The following is a 15,828-nucleotide window of genomic DNA, read 5'->3' as shown; positions in this document are numbered from 1 at the left end:
CCCGCCTACACCCGCACACCAGCCACCTACAGCAACGCTCCGTGTGCGCGCCGTATCTGGCAACGCTAGGACGGCACCGGCAGCGTGAGCCACATGAACAGCCGAAATTCCTCCGCACGGCGAACTTCCAAGGTCACAGCAGAAGTCGAGACAGGAGCCTCGGTCGAGGCGGCGACCCGGACGGACACCGGGTCCGACACCCTCCGCCCCCTCCACGAGTTCGCGATGGCCTTCACCTCCTCGCCCCGCGGCGCGCGCCTCGCTCGCAGACTGGTCTCCCACCGGCTCGACGCGTGGGGACACCCGTACGACGGCCGGGTCAACGACGCACTCACCCTGATCACCGCCGAGCTGGCCGTCAACGCCGTACGGCACGGGCACGTCGCCGGACGGGACTTCCACGTCCGGCTCACCCACGGCACCGACACCCTGCTCGTCGAGGTCACCGACACCCGGACCGAACGCGTCCCCCTGCTCTCCGACCTGGAACCGCCCGGCGATGCGGAGTTCGGCCGGGGTCTGCTGATCGTCGCGGGACTGGCGACCCGCTGGGCGGTCGCGCCGCGCGTGGGCGCGCCGGGCAAGACGGTCTGGGCGGAACTGCGCCTGGCGTGAGACCGGCGTCGGCCGATTCGGCTGGGTCACCGATCCTGAGGGCAATCGGGTCGAACTGTGGCAGCCCGCCTGACCGCGCCTTCACGCAGGCGGTGGCGTGCTGGTGGACCACTGGGTCGTCGAGGTGTGAACCCTGGTCAGGCCCGCGCGGCGCACCACTTCGTCTGAGCCCCGGACAGGGTGGTCGGGCTCGGGCGGCCGGTCCCGGCGGGCCCGCTCAGCCACCGGGCAGGCTCCGTACGACGTACGTCATGTGCTGAAGGTTTCCCGCCCGCAGCCACTCCGTGGGCCCGCCCACGCCGTCGCTGGTCGACAGCGGACCGTTCGCGCAGTCGCTCAGCCATTCCTCGCCCTGTCCGGCCCCCGCTCCCCGGAACTCGGGCAGTTCGATGATCCGACTGGCCGCACTGCGGTTGACGGCGATCCGGTCGGGCCCCCGGGTCAGTGTCTTGAACAGGAGGTACGAACTCTCGGTGGTGTAGCGGAGCACACCCCAGGGCGGGCCGCCCTTCCTCCCGGGTGCCGGGGCCTGCGACAGGGCACTCGGGGGCTGCACCCCGTAGTCGCCGTAACCGAGCAGCGGAGTATAGGCCCTGCCCGTCGCGCGCACCTCGTGCCACATGCGCCACTCCGCCCGCGACTCCTCACACGATCCTTCCTGAAGCATGTCGGCGGTGACCCGGGGAAAGCCTCCTCCCAGCAGAGTTGCGCTCCGCCAGACCGCCAAGGGCATCAGCGTGTCGAGGGCGCGCAGCGCCTCCTTGCCCGCGTCGGGCCGGTCGTCGAGGACCGCGCCCATGTCGAGCAGCAGATCCACGGACACCTCAGGACCGGTCCGGGCCAGCAGACCCCGGACGTCCTCCCCGAGGCGACCGTCCCACTCGCCCGTGACCCGCACCCGGACGCCCAGTCCGCGCAGGCAGCGCCGGGCCGTCTCCACGGCCGCCACCTGCTGCGCCTCGGTTCTCTCCGGTCCGGTGACCGGCCGCAGCCGCCCCAACTCGCAGTAGACGGACAGCGCTTCGGCGAGGACGGCGGTCTGGGCGTCCCCGTCGAAGGGAGCATCGATCCATCCGCCGTGACGGCTGACGGCACTCACCGGATCGACGTACTTGCCGACCACCGTGGCCAGCGTCTCCGGGGCCACTCCGGGCAAGGGCGGCAGGTTCCACAGCGGCCTGATCGCGGCCCGGACGTCCGGCCACAGCCGCCGACAGGCCCCGGCCGCGTGCGGCCGGGCCGGCAGAACGGGAACATAAAGCGGTCCGGACATCTCGGCTCCCCCTCGGCACCGTCCGTGCGCGTCCCTTGCGACCAGGGTCCGTTCACCTCGAAGCGCTTGAAAAGAGAGCGATTTCGGCCCGCATGGCCGATGTGTTCAAGTACGTGGTGACGGTGTGACGCAAGTTGTACGCTTCGTCATGCTCGGTGGTCGGACGTGCCAAGCGGACGATGCACATGGGGAGCTGAGTGGCACTCAGCGGCCCCCTTCGGGACCGACCGCCGTGCGCCGACCAGTTCGCTGACCGGGCACGACCGCCCGGCCGTTCCACGAGGGGCGCGAGGCGTGAACCACCGGATACTCGGTCTGACCGTGCGGAACTTCCGCACCCTCACCGACGTGAAGCTGCCACTCGGCTCGCTGACCGTCCTGTCCGGCCCGAACGCGGCGGGCAAGTCGAACGTGCTGCAATCCCTGGAGTTCCTGGGCGACGTGGCGGAGACGGGTATCGAGGCGGCGCTGGAGAAGCGCGGCGGATTCGACGTCCTGGCCTTTCGCGGCGGACGGAGCCCGGTGTCACGTATCAGCGTGGGTGTCGAGGGGCTCTGGTCGGACTTCGCCTCGGAGGACGCACCTGACCGTTACGAGCTGAGCATCTCGCGGCCTCGTCTGCCCGAGGGTTCACGCAAGCGCTACGCGATGTACCGCCGCGAGCGCTTCGTCCAGCATCCAACGGAGGGCGGCCAGACCTCGGTGGAGTTGACGAGCAGCGCCGTGAAGGTCGACAGCGACCTGCCGGGAGACCACACCGACGAGACGGTCGACGTCGGCCGCATGGCGTCGGCCCTCCACCAGGGACCGGTGCCGGCACTTCCGCACACCGCTCCCTCGGCTCGCGCTGTGACAGATGTAAAGCGCCACCTCTCCCAGATCCGGGTGTTCGACCCGGACGTACGCGAGGCACGGAAGCCCCATGGCATCAGCGAGTCGCGGTGGCAGCACCTGGACAGCAACGCCTCGAACCTCGCCGACTTCCTTCGCGGGCTCAAGCAACGGGAGGACGGCGAAGCCTGGGAGATGCTCCTGGACGACGTCAGAACCGTCGTGCCCCAGATCCGGGACATCCATCTCGTCACACCGCCAGACTTCGCCTCCTACCAGACCGCGGTGGAACTGGAGGAAGAAGGGCTGCGCGGCCGGACCCGGCTGACGGAGGCCTCCTGGGGCACTGTCCGCATCCTGTGCATGCTCGCGATCTTCCACGACCCCAGCCCGCCGCTGCTCACCTGCATCGAGGAAGTCGATCACGGGATCCATCCGCACGCGTTGGAGCTCCTGGCCGAACGCCTCCGCGAGGCCAGCGAGCGCAGCCAGTACCTGGTGACCACCCACTCCCCGGTCTTCGTGAACAAGCTGGACGCCGACGAGTGGGTGCCCTGCGGGCGTCGTGTCAGCGGCGCCTCCGTCATCCCAGACCGCATGCCAGGCCGGATTCGGGAGGTCGTGAAGGAGTCCGAGTACGAACCGCTCGGTGATCTCTGGTACTCCGGCTCGGTCGGAGGCTCGCTGTGAGCCCTCGGCGCCCGGGCAAAAGACAGTCGGTCATCGTCGTCGCCGGCGAGAGCCGGAACGATTGCGGAGTGCTCAAGAAGCTGATACCGGCTCTCTACCCCGGGACTTGCCCGAATATCGAGCACATCAATGACGAGATTAGGCTGGCGTCGGCCATCTACCAGCTCAGTCCGCGGGTCGACAAGCTCAAGAAGAGTGCGCTGGCCAAGGCCAAGGACTGCGGCGCCGAGTTGGTTGGCATCGTGGTGCATGCAGACATGGACGGCGTCACCAACGGGGAGTACGACAAAGTACGCGCCCGGATCACGGCAGAGTTGCGGGCCGGGCTCCCCTGCAAGTCCGCCCTGGCACTGGCCGCGTTCGAGATGGAGGGCTGGCTGATGCAGTTCCCGGAGGCCTTCCCCAAAGTGAAGCCCGGCTGGGCGATGCGGCCCCAGGACTGCGGCAAGGACCTGGGAGGTTTCGAGGCCCCAAAGAAACACCTGAAGAAGTACCTGGGAAAGCCGGTCTACCTCGAATCCCACTCCCCGCGGATCATGGACGCGGCGGTCCGACTCGGTCACGTCAGCGCGCGCCCCAGCGGCAACAACCGCTCGTTCCGCGACTTCGCCGACGAATTGGCGGGCTGGAAGTAGTCCGGGCGGACGTGACCAGGCCCGGACACCGACCGCCTGGCCTGTCGGTCAGCCCCTATACGGTGGTACCGATCACCAGGGCACCGGCATCGCAAGGGGGACCGTCGTGAAGCCCACCATGGCCGCCGCACAGCTCCGCGGCAGTCTGACGCAGTACCTCACGACGACGTACGCCCTCGCCGACGAGACCACCCGCGGCGCTCTCGAACGCTTCCTCGGGCACCCCGAGACCGGCATCTTCCGCGGGCCCTACGTGAGGATCCGTACACCGTTCCATGTCGCCGACGACGGCTGGCGGCGGGAGGTGGAATGGTCCGCCGGGTTTCCCGGGTTCCTGCCGTGGCGGCACCAGGCCAAGGCGTGGGCACGGCTGTCCACGCTGCGCGGGCCCGCACGGCCGACCCTAGTGACCACCGGTACCGGCTCCGGCAAGACCGAGTCCTTCCTGATCCCCGTACTGGACCACTGCCGGCGCCGGAAGGCCGAAGGGCTGCGCGGGATCAAGGCGGTGCTGCTCTATCCCATGAACGCGCTCGCCACCGACCAGGCGGGGCGCATCTCCGAGTACCTGGCGCGCCCGGAGCTGGCCCAGGTCACGGCGGGTCTGTACATCGGCGACCGGCCCGACACCGACTTCCGGCGGGTGATGACGCGGCGCGAGGAGATGCGCCTGACACCGCCCGACGTGCTGATCACCAACTACAAGATGCTCGACCTGCTGCTCCAGCGCGGCGAGGACCGGGGGCTGTGGGAGGGAGCCGATCCCGCGTACGTCGTGCTGGACGAGTTCCACACCTACGACGGCGCGCAGGGCACCGACGTGGCGATGCTGCTGCGCAGGCTCGCCGCCGCCACCGGAGCGGCCCGGCCCGGCCGGCCCCTGGGGTCGATCTGCCCGGTGGCGACCTCGGCGACCCTCGGCGAGGGAGCGCCGGGGAAGGAGGCCGGGGGCATCCTCGACGTGGCGGCGCGGGTCTTCGGCATGCCGTTCCCGGCGGACGCGGTCGTCGGCGAGGAGCGGATGACTCCCGACGAGTTCACCGGCGCCGTCGACTACGAGCTGCCCGAACCGCCGAGCCCGCAGGAGGTCGTCGCGGTGTCCGGCGGACCGGACGTCGAGGCCCGGCCCGACCTGCTGGACCTGGACGCGCTCGCCACCCGGCTGCTGGGCCGTTCCGGTCTGGACGCCTTCCGCGTCGGACGGCTGCTGAAGCGGCACGACTTCACCCTCGGCGTCCTGTCGCTGCTCGACGGCGAACCGCTGGACGAGTGGACGCTGCGGGACCGGCTGGGCCGGTCGTTCGGCTACTCCTGGGGCCGCACCGCGCGTGAGAACCCCCGGCTGGCGCTCCAGGCGCTGTCCCGGTTCGTGGCACTGCTGTCCGCCGCCCGCGACCCGGACTCCGACGAGCGCGCGCCCCGGCCGCTGCTGCACATCGAGGCGCACCTGTGGGTGCGGCCCGTGACGCGCGTGCTGCGCGGAGTCGGACCGGCTCCCGAGTTCCGCTGGTACGAGGACGACCGCACCGCCGCGCGCCGGGCCGCGCTCAACGCCGCGCCGCCCGGCGAGGAGGACGCGGACACCTCCTCCGGCAGCGTGCCGTCGTACGCGTCGAGCCGCCGGCCGCAGCCCCTGCCGGGCGCCGACACCGCCCCGCGCCCCGCCCAGGCGCACCTGCCGGCCGTCTACTGCCGCAACTGCGGACGCTCCGGATGGGCCGCCCTGTCCCCCGAGGCCGACCCGCAGCAGCTCGTGACCACCCAGGACCGCATTTGGCGGGCCGGAGTCGGCCGGGACAAGCGGCGCCTGCGCTACTTCATCGCCGCCACCCCCGGCGAGCGGCAGCGGACACTCGACGCGCTGACCGGCGCCCGGCCCTCGGACGGCGGCGTCGACCCGCTGTCCGTCGTCGTCCTGGACGGCGGACGGGGCACCTACCGGCTGCCCACCCTCGCGGACGACGGGGAACTGGTCGACGCCTGGTTCGCGCTGGCCGTGCTTGACCGCAAGAGTGCCGACCGGGCCGCGAAGGACGACCGGTGCCCGGCCTGCCACACCGACAACAGCATCCGCTTCCTCGGCACCGCCCAGGCGGCCCTCGCCTCGGCGACGGTCACCCAGCTGTTCACCGGCGGCGACATCGCGCTCGTCCCGGAGGAACGCAAGACGCTGCTGTTCAACGACTCGACCCAGGACGCGGCGCACCGGGCGGGATACGTCGCGAACGCCTCGTACAAGTTCTCCCTGCGCTCGCTGCTCGCGCACAACCTGGACGAATCCGGGACTCCGACATCCCTCAACGACCTGATCGGCCTGGTCCTGGAGTCGGTGGACGACCCCGAGGCGCTGGCTGCCGTAGTGCCTCCCGACCTCCACGACGAGCCGGGGGTCGACCGGCTGCTGTCCGGCCGCGGCACGGGCGACGCGCGGACCTGGCGGCTGATCGGCGAGCGGCTGGCCTTCGCGACGGTCATGGAGTTCGGGCTGCGCAGCCGCATGGGCCGCACCCTCGAACTGACGCGGACCGCGGCGGCCGAGGTGACGGTGACCGACCCCGACGGTGTCACCGACCTGGCACGGGACCTGCACCTGGCCCTGCCCGGCCAACTGACAGCCGTGGGCGGGCTGCCCACGCCCGAACGCTACCTCGCCTACGTCCGGGGCCTGTTGGAGCGGCTGCGGCTGCGCGGCGCGGTGCGCCACCACTGGCTCGACACCTGGATCAAAGAGGCCGGCACCAGCCGCTACCTCATCTCCGGGCGCCGGCCCGACGGCATGCCCGCCTTCCCCGAGGGCGTCGCTCCGCCCCGGTTCCTGCTGGACGGGCAGAAGGACGGATCCGAGTTCGACGCGGTCACCGGACGGCTGGGCTGGTACCAGGACTGGACCCGCAGGTGCCTGGGCCTGGACGCCGCCGGGGCGACCGATTACCTGCGCAGGCTGCTGCTCCACCTCGCCGACGCCGGTGTCCTGTCGGCGCGGACCACCCGCGACCGGCAGACCCGGGTGTACGGGCTCCAGCCCGGCCACATCCAGGTGCGGCTGCTCGACGACGCCGTCGCCAACAAGGCCTTCGTCGCCTGCGAGGACTGCGGCTGGCAGCAGGTCGTCGTCCCCGAACGGCGCACCCGCTGGTACGGCCACCCCTGCCCCCGCTACCGGTGCAGAGGGCGGCTCACCGCGCCACAGCCCGACATGTCCGTCACCGGGGTCGAAGGCTCCCGCCCCGGCCGGCCCGTACGGGAGCGGGACTACCGCCGGGACTACTACCGCCACCTGTACCTGACGGGCGGCACGTTCCGCGTCGTGACGGCCGAGCACACCGGCATGCTCAGCCGTCCCGAACGCGAGCGCGTCGAGCGCGCCTTCAAGGCGGGCACGCACTACGCCGACCCCAACGTCCTGTCGTGCACGCCCACCCTGGAACTCGGCATCGACATCGGCGACCTGTCGGCCGTCCTGCTCGGCTCCCTGCCCGCCGGGCCGGCCCACTACGTGCAGCGGGCGGGGCGTGCCGGACGGCGCACGGGCAACGCGCTAGTGGTCGCGTTCGGCGGACGCCGGGCACGCGACCTGTACTACCTGGACCAGCCACGCGAGATGATCGCCGGGACCATCCTGCCGCCGGGCTGCTACCTGTCGGCCGTGGAGATCCTGCGCCGCCAGTACACCGCCCGGCTCCTGGACCTGGCGGCCCGCGGGGAGCTGCGGACCTCGGACGGTGAGCCCCTCGCTCCCGTGCCCCGGCTGTCGTCCGCCCTGTTCGGCACGAGCGGATGGTGCCAGGACCTCGCGGACGCCGCGCAGACGCACGGGGCGGCCCTCGTGGAGGAGTTCCTCGCGCTGTTCCCCACCGGCGACGGCCCGGACACCGACGCGGAAGGCGTCTCGGAGCACGCGGCGGACGAACTGCGCGCGTACGCGACCGGCGGAATCGTCCGAGTGCTGCAGGAGGCGGAGGAGGACTGGACCGGCCGGCGCGAGGAGGTGCGCCACAGGATCGCGGCGATCGACGAGGCGGCCGGGCAGCTGGCCCGGTCCGACGACGCGCAGGACCGGGAGCGGCGCGAACTGCTGGCCGAGCGTCGTGCCGCCGGTGATCTGCTGCGGGAACTGAGCCAGTCCCCCGCGCACGCGACCCTGGTGGACCTCGGACTGCTGCCGAACTACAGCCTGACGGACACCACCACCCGCCTGGAGGCGACGCTCTACTGGTCGCAGACCCCCGACGACGAGGAGGACGGCTCGCGGGAGGAGGGGGCCCGGCCGGCCGGTACCAAGGTGTACCGCAGCGAGACCCGCGACTACGAACGGTCCAGCGCCCTCGCCCTGACCGAACTCGCCCCCGGCAACAGCTTCTACGTCAACGGCTACCGGCACGTGGTGCGCGCCCTCGACATCGGCGGTCCCGACCGGCGCGCCTGGTCGGTGTGGCGGCTCTGTCCCGCCTGCGGCTACGTGCGGACCGAGAACGCCGAGCGCGACACGACGCCCTGTCCGCGCTGCCGGGGCAGGGAGATCGCCGACGCCGGCTGCGTCCAGTACGTGCTGCGGCCCCGGCGCGTGCTGTCCCGCGACAGGCGGGAGGACGCCCGGGTGCGCGACGACCGCGACGAACGTGACCGCAGGCACTACGCGACCCTCACCACCGTCGACATCGACCCCGACCGTCTCGTACCCGGATCCTGGCGGCACGACGAGGCCGTGTTCGGCGTGGACTTCACCCGCCACGCCACGATCCGGACGCTGAACCTCGGGCTCGACCGCGAGGACGGCAGCAGCACAGTGCCGCTCGCCGGGGAGGACGTCCGCCTCAACCCGTTCTACGTCTGCACCTCGTGCGGCGGCGCGACGGCGGACGGCAGACCGGTGGTGGACGTGCCCCAGCACGCGCTCACCGAGTCCGGCGCGACGAGTACCCCGGCCTCGGCGCACCATCTGTTGTGGTGCCCGCGCCGTCGGCTGCGCGGCGCCGCGGCGGCCCCGGTCCAGGGACAGGGCGCGGGCCGGGACGTGCCGCTGCTGCTGGCCCACGAACTGACCACCGAGGCCGTCCGCATCCTGCTGCCCGCCTCGGTGGCCCGCGTCAGGGAGCGCCTCGCGTCGTTCACCGCCGTCCTGTTCACCGGGATCGCCGCCCGCTACGGCGGCGATCCCGACCACATCGACATCGCCGAGGCGACCATGCCCGACGACGCGGGCGACCCGGAGGACGACTGGCCCCGGCGCTTCCTGGTCGTCTACGACCGGCTGCCCGGCGGCACCGGGTACCTGCACCGGCTGGCCTCCGCGGACGGCTTCCGGGAGGTACTGCACCAGGCACGCCACGTCATCGAGCACTGCCCGTGCCAGGAGAAGGGCATGGACGGCTGCCATCGGTGCCTGTTGCGGCGGGTGCCGGCCGCCGACTACGACAAGGTCAGCCGCAACGAGGTCCGGCAGATGCTGGACGAACTGCTCGGTGCCGACGGAGAACGCTGGCGCACCTCACGGGTGACGACCACCCAGGACATTCCGCTCCAGCGGCAGGCCGAGAGCGACTTGGAGGTGCTGTTCGTCGAGACGCTGCGGGACTGGGCGAAGCTGCCGGAGTCGAAGGCCGCGGCGGACGCTTACACCACCTCGGCCGGCACCTACGCCCTGGACCTCAGGCTCACCGCACCGGACGGGTCCACCGTGAGTTGGCGCGTCTCCCAGCAGCGCGCGCTGGACGGCACCCGGCCCGACATACTCCTGGAGCGGCTGGACTCCCCCGGCCCCCGCGTCGCGCTGTACCTCGACGGCTACGCGTACCACGCCACCCCCGAGCACAACCGGCTCGCGGACGACGCCATGAAGCGCACCCGGCTCCGGGCCGAGGGGTTGCGGGTGTTCCAGCTGACCTACCACGACGTGATGGCGTGGCGGCGTCGGATCGACGACACCGGATACGCGGAGACCGGCGCGGACACCTCCGTCTGGACGCCGTACGGCACCACCGGCCGACAACGCTCCCGCGACTACTACGACCGGGTGGGCCGCGGGCTGCCCGGCGAGCTGGCCGAGACGATGTGGGTCAACCCGGCCCGGACGCTCCTGGCCTACCTGCGTTCGCCCGATCCCGAGCGTTGGCGGCGGCGGGCGGAGGCGGTGGCCGCGGGCATGAGCGGAGCGGACGGCGTCCGTGGATCCGCCCTGGCCGGCGCCGAGGCCGTGGCGGGCATCCGGGAGGCGCTGCGCGAGGGCGTGCCCGCCGGGAGCGCCGGGCCGGTCCGGTTGCTGTACGGCTCCGACGCGTCGGGCTGCCGCCTGGTGCTGGCCGCCGACGGCAGGCGCACCCCGCCCGTGTGGACGGGACTGGCCGTCCTCGACGACAGCGGTACGGCCCTGGAGGACGGGCCGGCCCACAAGCGGCGCTGGCGCGCCTGGCTCTGGTGGGGCAACGTGCTGCAGTTCCTCGAACACGGCGGCGGTGACAGCGTGCAGCTGACGTCGGGCATGCTCGACGGCTTCGGTCCGGAGGCCCTCGTCGTGACCGGCGGAGAGGGCTGGCTCACGTCCACCCGCGTCCCGGTCCATCGGCCCGAGGAGGAGCCCTCCGCTGTGGGAATCACCGCCGTACCGGCCGTCCCCGCCGTCACCGGGGACGAGACCGCCGCGCGGGAGCCGGCGGCGGAACGTCGCAGCGGCACGGACCACCGGCGGGACCCCGGCTGGGACCGGGTCATCGAGTTGCTGGACCCGGAGGAGCCGGGGCTCGCCGCGCTCGCGCACGCGCTGGCCTCTGCGGCGGTGCCGGTCCCGCGCGACGGTTACGAGCTGGACGGCCACGGCTGGCAGACCGAACTCGCCTGGCCGCACGCCCGGACCGGCGTGGTCCGGGCCCCCCGGCCGAGCGGCGACGAGCCGGACTACGAGGCCGAGGACCAGGAACGCGCGTTCACGGCGGCCAGCTGGACGGTCCGCACGGCGGCCGACTGGGACAGCGCGGAGCTGATCGCCCGGCTCGACGGCCGAGACCGTGACAAGGACAAGGACACCACCAGCGACGGGGAGCCGAAGCGATGACCACCTCCGGCGTCACACTGCGCCTGCTCGACCGGGCCGACAAGGAGATCCTCAAGCTCCCCCGCACGGTCAAGGGCGCCTTCTTCGACTTCCAGCACAAGTTCAGGACGAACCCGAACACCGCCGGCCTCAAACTCCAGCGGCTCAAGGGCGACCACCGGCTCTGGTCCGCACGCGTCAACGACGAGTACCGGGCCCTGCTGCTGCGCCTCGCCGACGACGACTGGCTGATCGTCTCCGTCAAGCACCGCAAGGACGTCTACAACCGGCTCTCGTATGGCGTCAACCAGGTCACCGGCGGCATCGAGTACGTCGATCTGGAGGTGGTCGAGGACAGCGTCCTGGGCCGGCTGCCCGGCGCGTCGGCCCGGACATCGGACGCGCCCGAGCCGCTCCCGCCGACCGTCCCCGGACCACCCCCCGCCGCACCACGGTCCGAGCCGCTGTTCGCGGCCTGGTCCGACCGCCAGTTGTCCGACCTCGGCGTCGCGGAACCCCTGCTGCCCGTCATCCGCACGCTCACCACCGAGGACCAGCTGCTCGGACTCGTCGAGTACGCACCGCAGTTGACCGGAGAGGTGCTGATCGCGCTGTTCGACGGCGCGTCGTACGACGACGTGCTCGACCAGGTGACCAGGCCGGTGGCTGCCGCCGAGCCGGTCGACCCGGACGACTTCGCGGCCGCCGCCCGGCGGCCGGCGACGGTCGTCACCACCACGGACGAGGACCTGCGCGGAGCGCTGGAGAGCGGTGACTTCGGCCGGTGGAAGAGCTTCCTGCACCCCACCCAGGCCAAACTCGTCGAGCGCCGCTACAGCGGCCCGGCCCGGGTCGGCGGCGGCCCCGGCACCGGCAAGACCGTCGTCGCGCTGCACCGGGTACGGCACCTCGTTCGGCAGCTCCCCCCGGGGCACGACAAGCCGGTCCTGCTGACCACCTACAACAAGAACCTCGCCGCCGACCTGCGCTCCCGGCTGCTGGAGCTGGGCGGCGAGGAACTGCTCGGCAGGGTCGACGTCAGTCACGTCGACCAGCTGGCGCTGCGCGTCGTCCGCGAAGCCGAACCCGGCAACGGCAAGCAGGCCATCGACGACGGACAGGCCGTACGCGAGTGGCGTGCGCTGCTGGACGAACTGGGCGAGGCCACCTGGGACCCGGAGTTCCTGCACGAGGAGTGGACCCAGGTCATCCTCGGCCAGGCAGTCGGCAACCGCACCGACTACTTCCGTGCCCGGCGGGCCGGGCGCGGCAAGAGCATCGGCCGCGGCGAGCGGGCGGAAATCTGGCAGCTCGCCGAACGCTTCACCCAGCGGCTCGACCGGCTCGGCAGGCAGACCTGGGACCAGGTGGCGGAACGCGCGGCACGCCTGGAGATGGGCCGCGAACAGCGCATCCTGAACATCGCAAGGCAGCGGGAGGAAGGGGGTGGCCTCGACAACATCCACCTGCAGGACACCTCCCGTGGCCGACTGCGCCACCGCTATCACCACATCGTGGTGGACGAGGCCCAGGACCTGCGCCCCGCCCACTGGAAGATGCTGCGTGCCATGGCCCCCCGCACGTCGGACGACCTGTTCCTGGTGGGCGACACCCACCAGCGCATCTACAAGAACCAGGTGACGCTCGGCAGTCTGGGCGTCAACATCCGCGGTCGGTCCGCGAAGCTGACCCTCAGTTACCGCACCACACGGCAGATCCTGCGCTCGGCCCTCGGAGTCCTCGGCGAGACGGCCTACGACGATCTCGACGGCGGCACGGAGACACTCGCCGGTTATCGGTCCGTTCTCAACGGCGGGCTCCCGGCCGGGCACGCCTACCCGGACTGGGAGGCCGAGCGGGAAGGCGTGGCCTCGCTGATCGCAGGGTGGGACGCGGACCCGGACACGGCCGTCCCACACGAGCAGATCGCGGTGTGCGTCCCGACCAATCAGATGGCGGCTGAGATGGGGTACACGCTGAAGCTACACGGCATCGACTCCGTGGAGATCCGCTCCGACGGCCCGAACGGCTCCGGCGGCGTGCACATCGGCACGATGTTCCGGTTCAAGGGGCTGGAGTACCAGCGGATGATCATCGCCGGCGTGACCGACGGGCTCGTTCCGCGTGCGGACGTGAGCCGGCTGCGTGACCGCGAACCCACCCGCTACCAGCACGAGATGCAGCGGGCCAGATCCCTGCTCTTCGTGGCCGCGACCCGGGCACGCGACAGCGTGGACGTCTTCTGGCACGGCAGGCCCAGCCCGTTCCTCGACAGCTCGTGGGTGGAAACGGAGCGCAGCGGCGGGTGACACTCGGCCTCACAGCAGGTTTCGGCCTTGGCCTGCCCGTTATGGGGCTTGAAGAATGGTCGGCCACGAGCGAGGGGAGTCCCCTGGGACTTTCCTGGGACTTCCGGCTGCATCAACAGGCACGAGCGTGAAACAACCGAAAGTCCATTCGCGCAGGTCAGCGCCACGCGACCGGCCATCGCCGCGGGTCACAGAGCCGGCTGCTCTCTTCCGGGACATCTGACCGGCGGCGCCTCGATCAGGTCCGTCAGCCCGGTCACCGCGACGATTGTGGCGGCGACCGGGCATTTCGCGTACTCGCGGCGGCGCCGGTCGATCGCCGCCGCCCACGGCACCGGGGCTGCGCGCTGTCGACGGCGTTCATTCGCCCCGAGCCGTTCCGCCGACCGGGCGCGGCCACCGGATGCGCGTTGATCTGGAAAGCGGTGCTCCCACCATGTGGCCGCGCACAGGCCTCGCGGGGGCAACTGGCAGGATTCGGCGGCAGCGAAGCCTTTCGAGACGTCCTGCCGACGGGGGAAAAACATGACGACGCACACTGCGGAGGCTCAACAGGACCGGCAGTCCGGTTGCGGGCAGGCCCGGGAGCGCGGTGCCATGTCGCGGGTCCTGCTCTTCACGGTGACCGCACTCGTCGCCTGGGCCACGGGAGTGGCCGGCACCCTGCTCTACCAGTGGATCAACGCTCCGGACACATCCGCCGTCGACGCACAGGCCGCCAAGCTGGCCGAGAACCTGCGGGGAGACCTGAACGCGGGCTTCTACTCGGGCGGCCAGACCTACGGGGGGCAGTTCACCGAGGGCACGCTCGTCGCCCAGGTCGAGGCGCACGGCGGAGCACTGCTGGGCTTCAGCACGGGGCAGGGTCCGACCGACGGCAACGTCCACACGGCAAAGGTGATGTTGGGGCTGGTGCCGCCCGGCGGGGAGACCGTCGCCGCGGACGCCTATCCAGTCCGCTGCTACCGCTACACGTTCAGTTTCGGCCCCCACAGCGTGGACCAGTCCGCCATGACCTGCCCGGCTTCGCGGACCGACGGCAAGCCCGGCAGCCTGACGGCGCAGATGGGCGCGCTCCTCGCGCGGCAGCCCACCGGCGCGTACGCGTACCGGCAGCTGGCGACCACGGGGTATGCGCATACGCCGGAGGGCGCCCTGGACTTCCTCAAGGACAAGCGGCTGATCGCCGCCGAGGACACCGTGAGCACGATGTCCGGTACGGCTGAGGGCGGTGACGTGTACGTCCTCGCTCTGCGTATCAACGATGTCTGCCACTACCTGCGGATGGACTCGTCGTCCGCCGCGTCGCGCTTGATACCGCTGTGGGCCGCCCCGGCCGACGAGCAGAAGGCCTGTGGCGTGGAGCAGGCCGTGGCCGCCTCCACCCTGTACGGGATTGACCCCGCGAAGGCGGGGTGACAACCACGCGACCGAGAACACCTCGGCCGAAAGGGACCCGCGCGGGCAGGGCTCGTGCGTTCTCGGGTAATGAGACGCCCTGACCCGGCCTCGGCGGGCGCCAAGCGAGATTCCCATCTCGGGCTCCACCGATGAGTTCTTGCGGGCTGTCGGGTCAGTACGGACATGACTGCTGAGAACAAGCCGCCGGTCGTCTCCCGCCGGGAGTGGCTGGCCGCCATCGACACCCTGCGCGCCCGGGAGAAGGAGCACACCCGAGAGAGCGACGCGATCGCTGCCGCACGGCGGCGACTGCCCATGACCGAGGTGGACCCATCGACTCCGCTCGCAGGAGGCAACGGAGCCGTTCCCCTGATCGACGTCTTCGAGGGCCGCACCCAACTGTTCGTGTCGTATCACATGTGGCACGACGGCCAGCGCGCCGCCGACCAGTGCGAGGGCTGCACCTTCTTCACCGGCCAGGTCCGCGAACTGTCCCATCTGCACCAGCGTGACGTCACCTTCGCCGTCTTCTGCCAGGGCCCCTACGAGGAGTCCGACCGCTACCGCCGCTTCATGGGCTGGGACATGCCCTGGTACTCCGTGCCCGCCGAGTCTCACGAACGGCTCCTCGCCGGCCGCGGCTTCGGGATGAAAGCGATCTACCTCCGCGACGGGGACCGCGTCTTTGAGACGTACTGGACCACCGGCCGCGGCGTCGAACCCATGGCGCCCTCCTACGGCATCCTCGACATGACCGTCTACGGACGGCAGGAGACCTGGGAGGACTCCCCGCCCGGCTGGCCGCAGCCGTACGAGACGCGTGGCCAGCAGTTCCGCAAGGACGGACGGCCGACCGCGCAATGGGCACGGATCGCCGCCGGCCACGACGACGACCTCCACGGCGGACAGCCCAGCACAGGCGGCTCAGGCTGCTGCTCGTGAACCCGCGCCCGACGGGCGTCGCGGCGGCGTGGTCAGGGCCCTGCGTGTCCTGCGAACCGCCCACACGGCTGCCGCCGCGCCCCGTCCGGCCCGCGTCGATGCGGG

At 71.6% G+C, this 15,828-nt stretch carries 8 protein-coding genes and 1 pseudogene; 8 read left to right on the top strand and 1 reads right to left on the bottom strand.

The genetic code is table 11. The features are described 5' to 3' along the window. Window positions 1–93: 93 nt before the first annotated feature. The gene (locus tag ACIHCX_RS05745; RefSeq protein WP_400026944.1) at window positions 94–615 is read left to right on the top strand and encodes an ATP-binding protein; all 522 of its coding nucleotides are present in this window, start codon (window positions 94–96) and stop codon (window positions 613–615) included. A gap of 4 nt (window positions 616–619) precedes the next feature. After that, window positions 620–688, top strand: a pseudogene (locus ACIHCX_RS05740) (VOC family protein); the annotation flags it as partial. Between the two features lie 144 nt (window positions 689–832). Here the strand turns inward: ACIHCX_RS05740 and ACIHCX_RS05735 are convergent. After that, window positions 833–1,888 carry a beta family protein gene (locus ACIHCX_RS05735; protein WP_400026942.1) on the bottom strand — a complete coding sequence of 352 codons (1,056 nt, stop codon included), beginning with the start codon at window positions 1,886–1,888 and terminating at the stop codon, window positions 833–835. Between the two features lie 294 nt (window positions 1,889–2,182). On the opposite strand from ACIHCX_RS05735, the gene ACIHCX_RS05730 reads away from it, so the two are divergent. The 6 genes from ACIHCX_RS05730 (at window position 2,183) to ACIHCX_RS05705 (ending at window position 15,723) form a co-directional block, all read left to right on the top strand. Continuing rightward, complete coding sequence (locus ACIHCX_RS05730; protein WP_400026940.1) at window positions 2,183–3,409, top strand: AAA family ATPase; 1,227 nt, start codon at window positions 2,183–2,185, stop codon at window positions 3,407–3,409. Window positions 3,410–3,477: 68 nt separating this feature from the next. Next, on the top strand, window positions 3,478–4,044 hold the full coding sequence (locus tag ACIHCX_RS05725; protein ID WP_400026938.1) for a hypothetical protein: 567 nt from the start codon (window positions 3,478–3,480) through the stop codon (window positions 4,042–4,044). A gap of 106 nt (window positions 4,045–4,150) precedes the next feature. After that, window positions 4,151–11,092: a DEAD/DEAH box helicase gene (locus tag ACIHCX_RS05720; RefSeq protein WP_400026936.1), complete on the top strand. Its 6,942-nt coding sequence runs from the start codon at window positions 4,151–4,153 to the stop codon at window positions 11,090–11,092. Then, a complete protein-coding gene (locus ACIHCX_RS05715; RefSeq protein ID WP_400026933.1) occupies window positions 11,089–13,380 on the top strand; it encodes a UvrD-helicase domain-containing protein in 2,292 nt (763 codons plus the stop codon). The genes ACIHCX_RS05720 and ACIHCX_RS05715 overlap by 4 nt, the downstream gene beginning before the upstream one ends. A gap of 525 nt (window positions 13,381–13,905) precedes the next feature. Next, entirely contained in the window at window positions 13,906–14,799 is an 894-nt protein-coding gene (locus ACIHCX_RS05710; RefSeq protein WP_400026931.1) for a hypothetical protein, read from the top strand. A 165-nt stretch (window positions 14,800–14,964) separates the two neighbouring features. Continuing rightward, window positions 14,965–15,723 (top strand): DUF899 family protein, encoded by a 759-nt coding sequence (locus ACIHCX_RS05705; protein ID WP_400026929.1) that lies wholly within the window; start codon window positions 14,965–14,967, stop codon window positions 15,721–15,723. The last annotated feature ends 105 nt before the right edge of the window (window positions 15,724–15,828 follow it).

Origin of the sequence: Streptomyces sp. NPDC052043, assembly GCF_044548235.1 — a bacterium.
Classification (GTDB): Bacteria; Actinomycetota; Actinomycetes; order Streptomycetales; family Streptomycetaceae; genus Streptomyces.
Note: the sequence above shows the minus strand (reverse complement) of the source record. Positions and strands in the feature narration are given on the sequence as shown.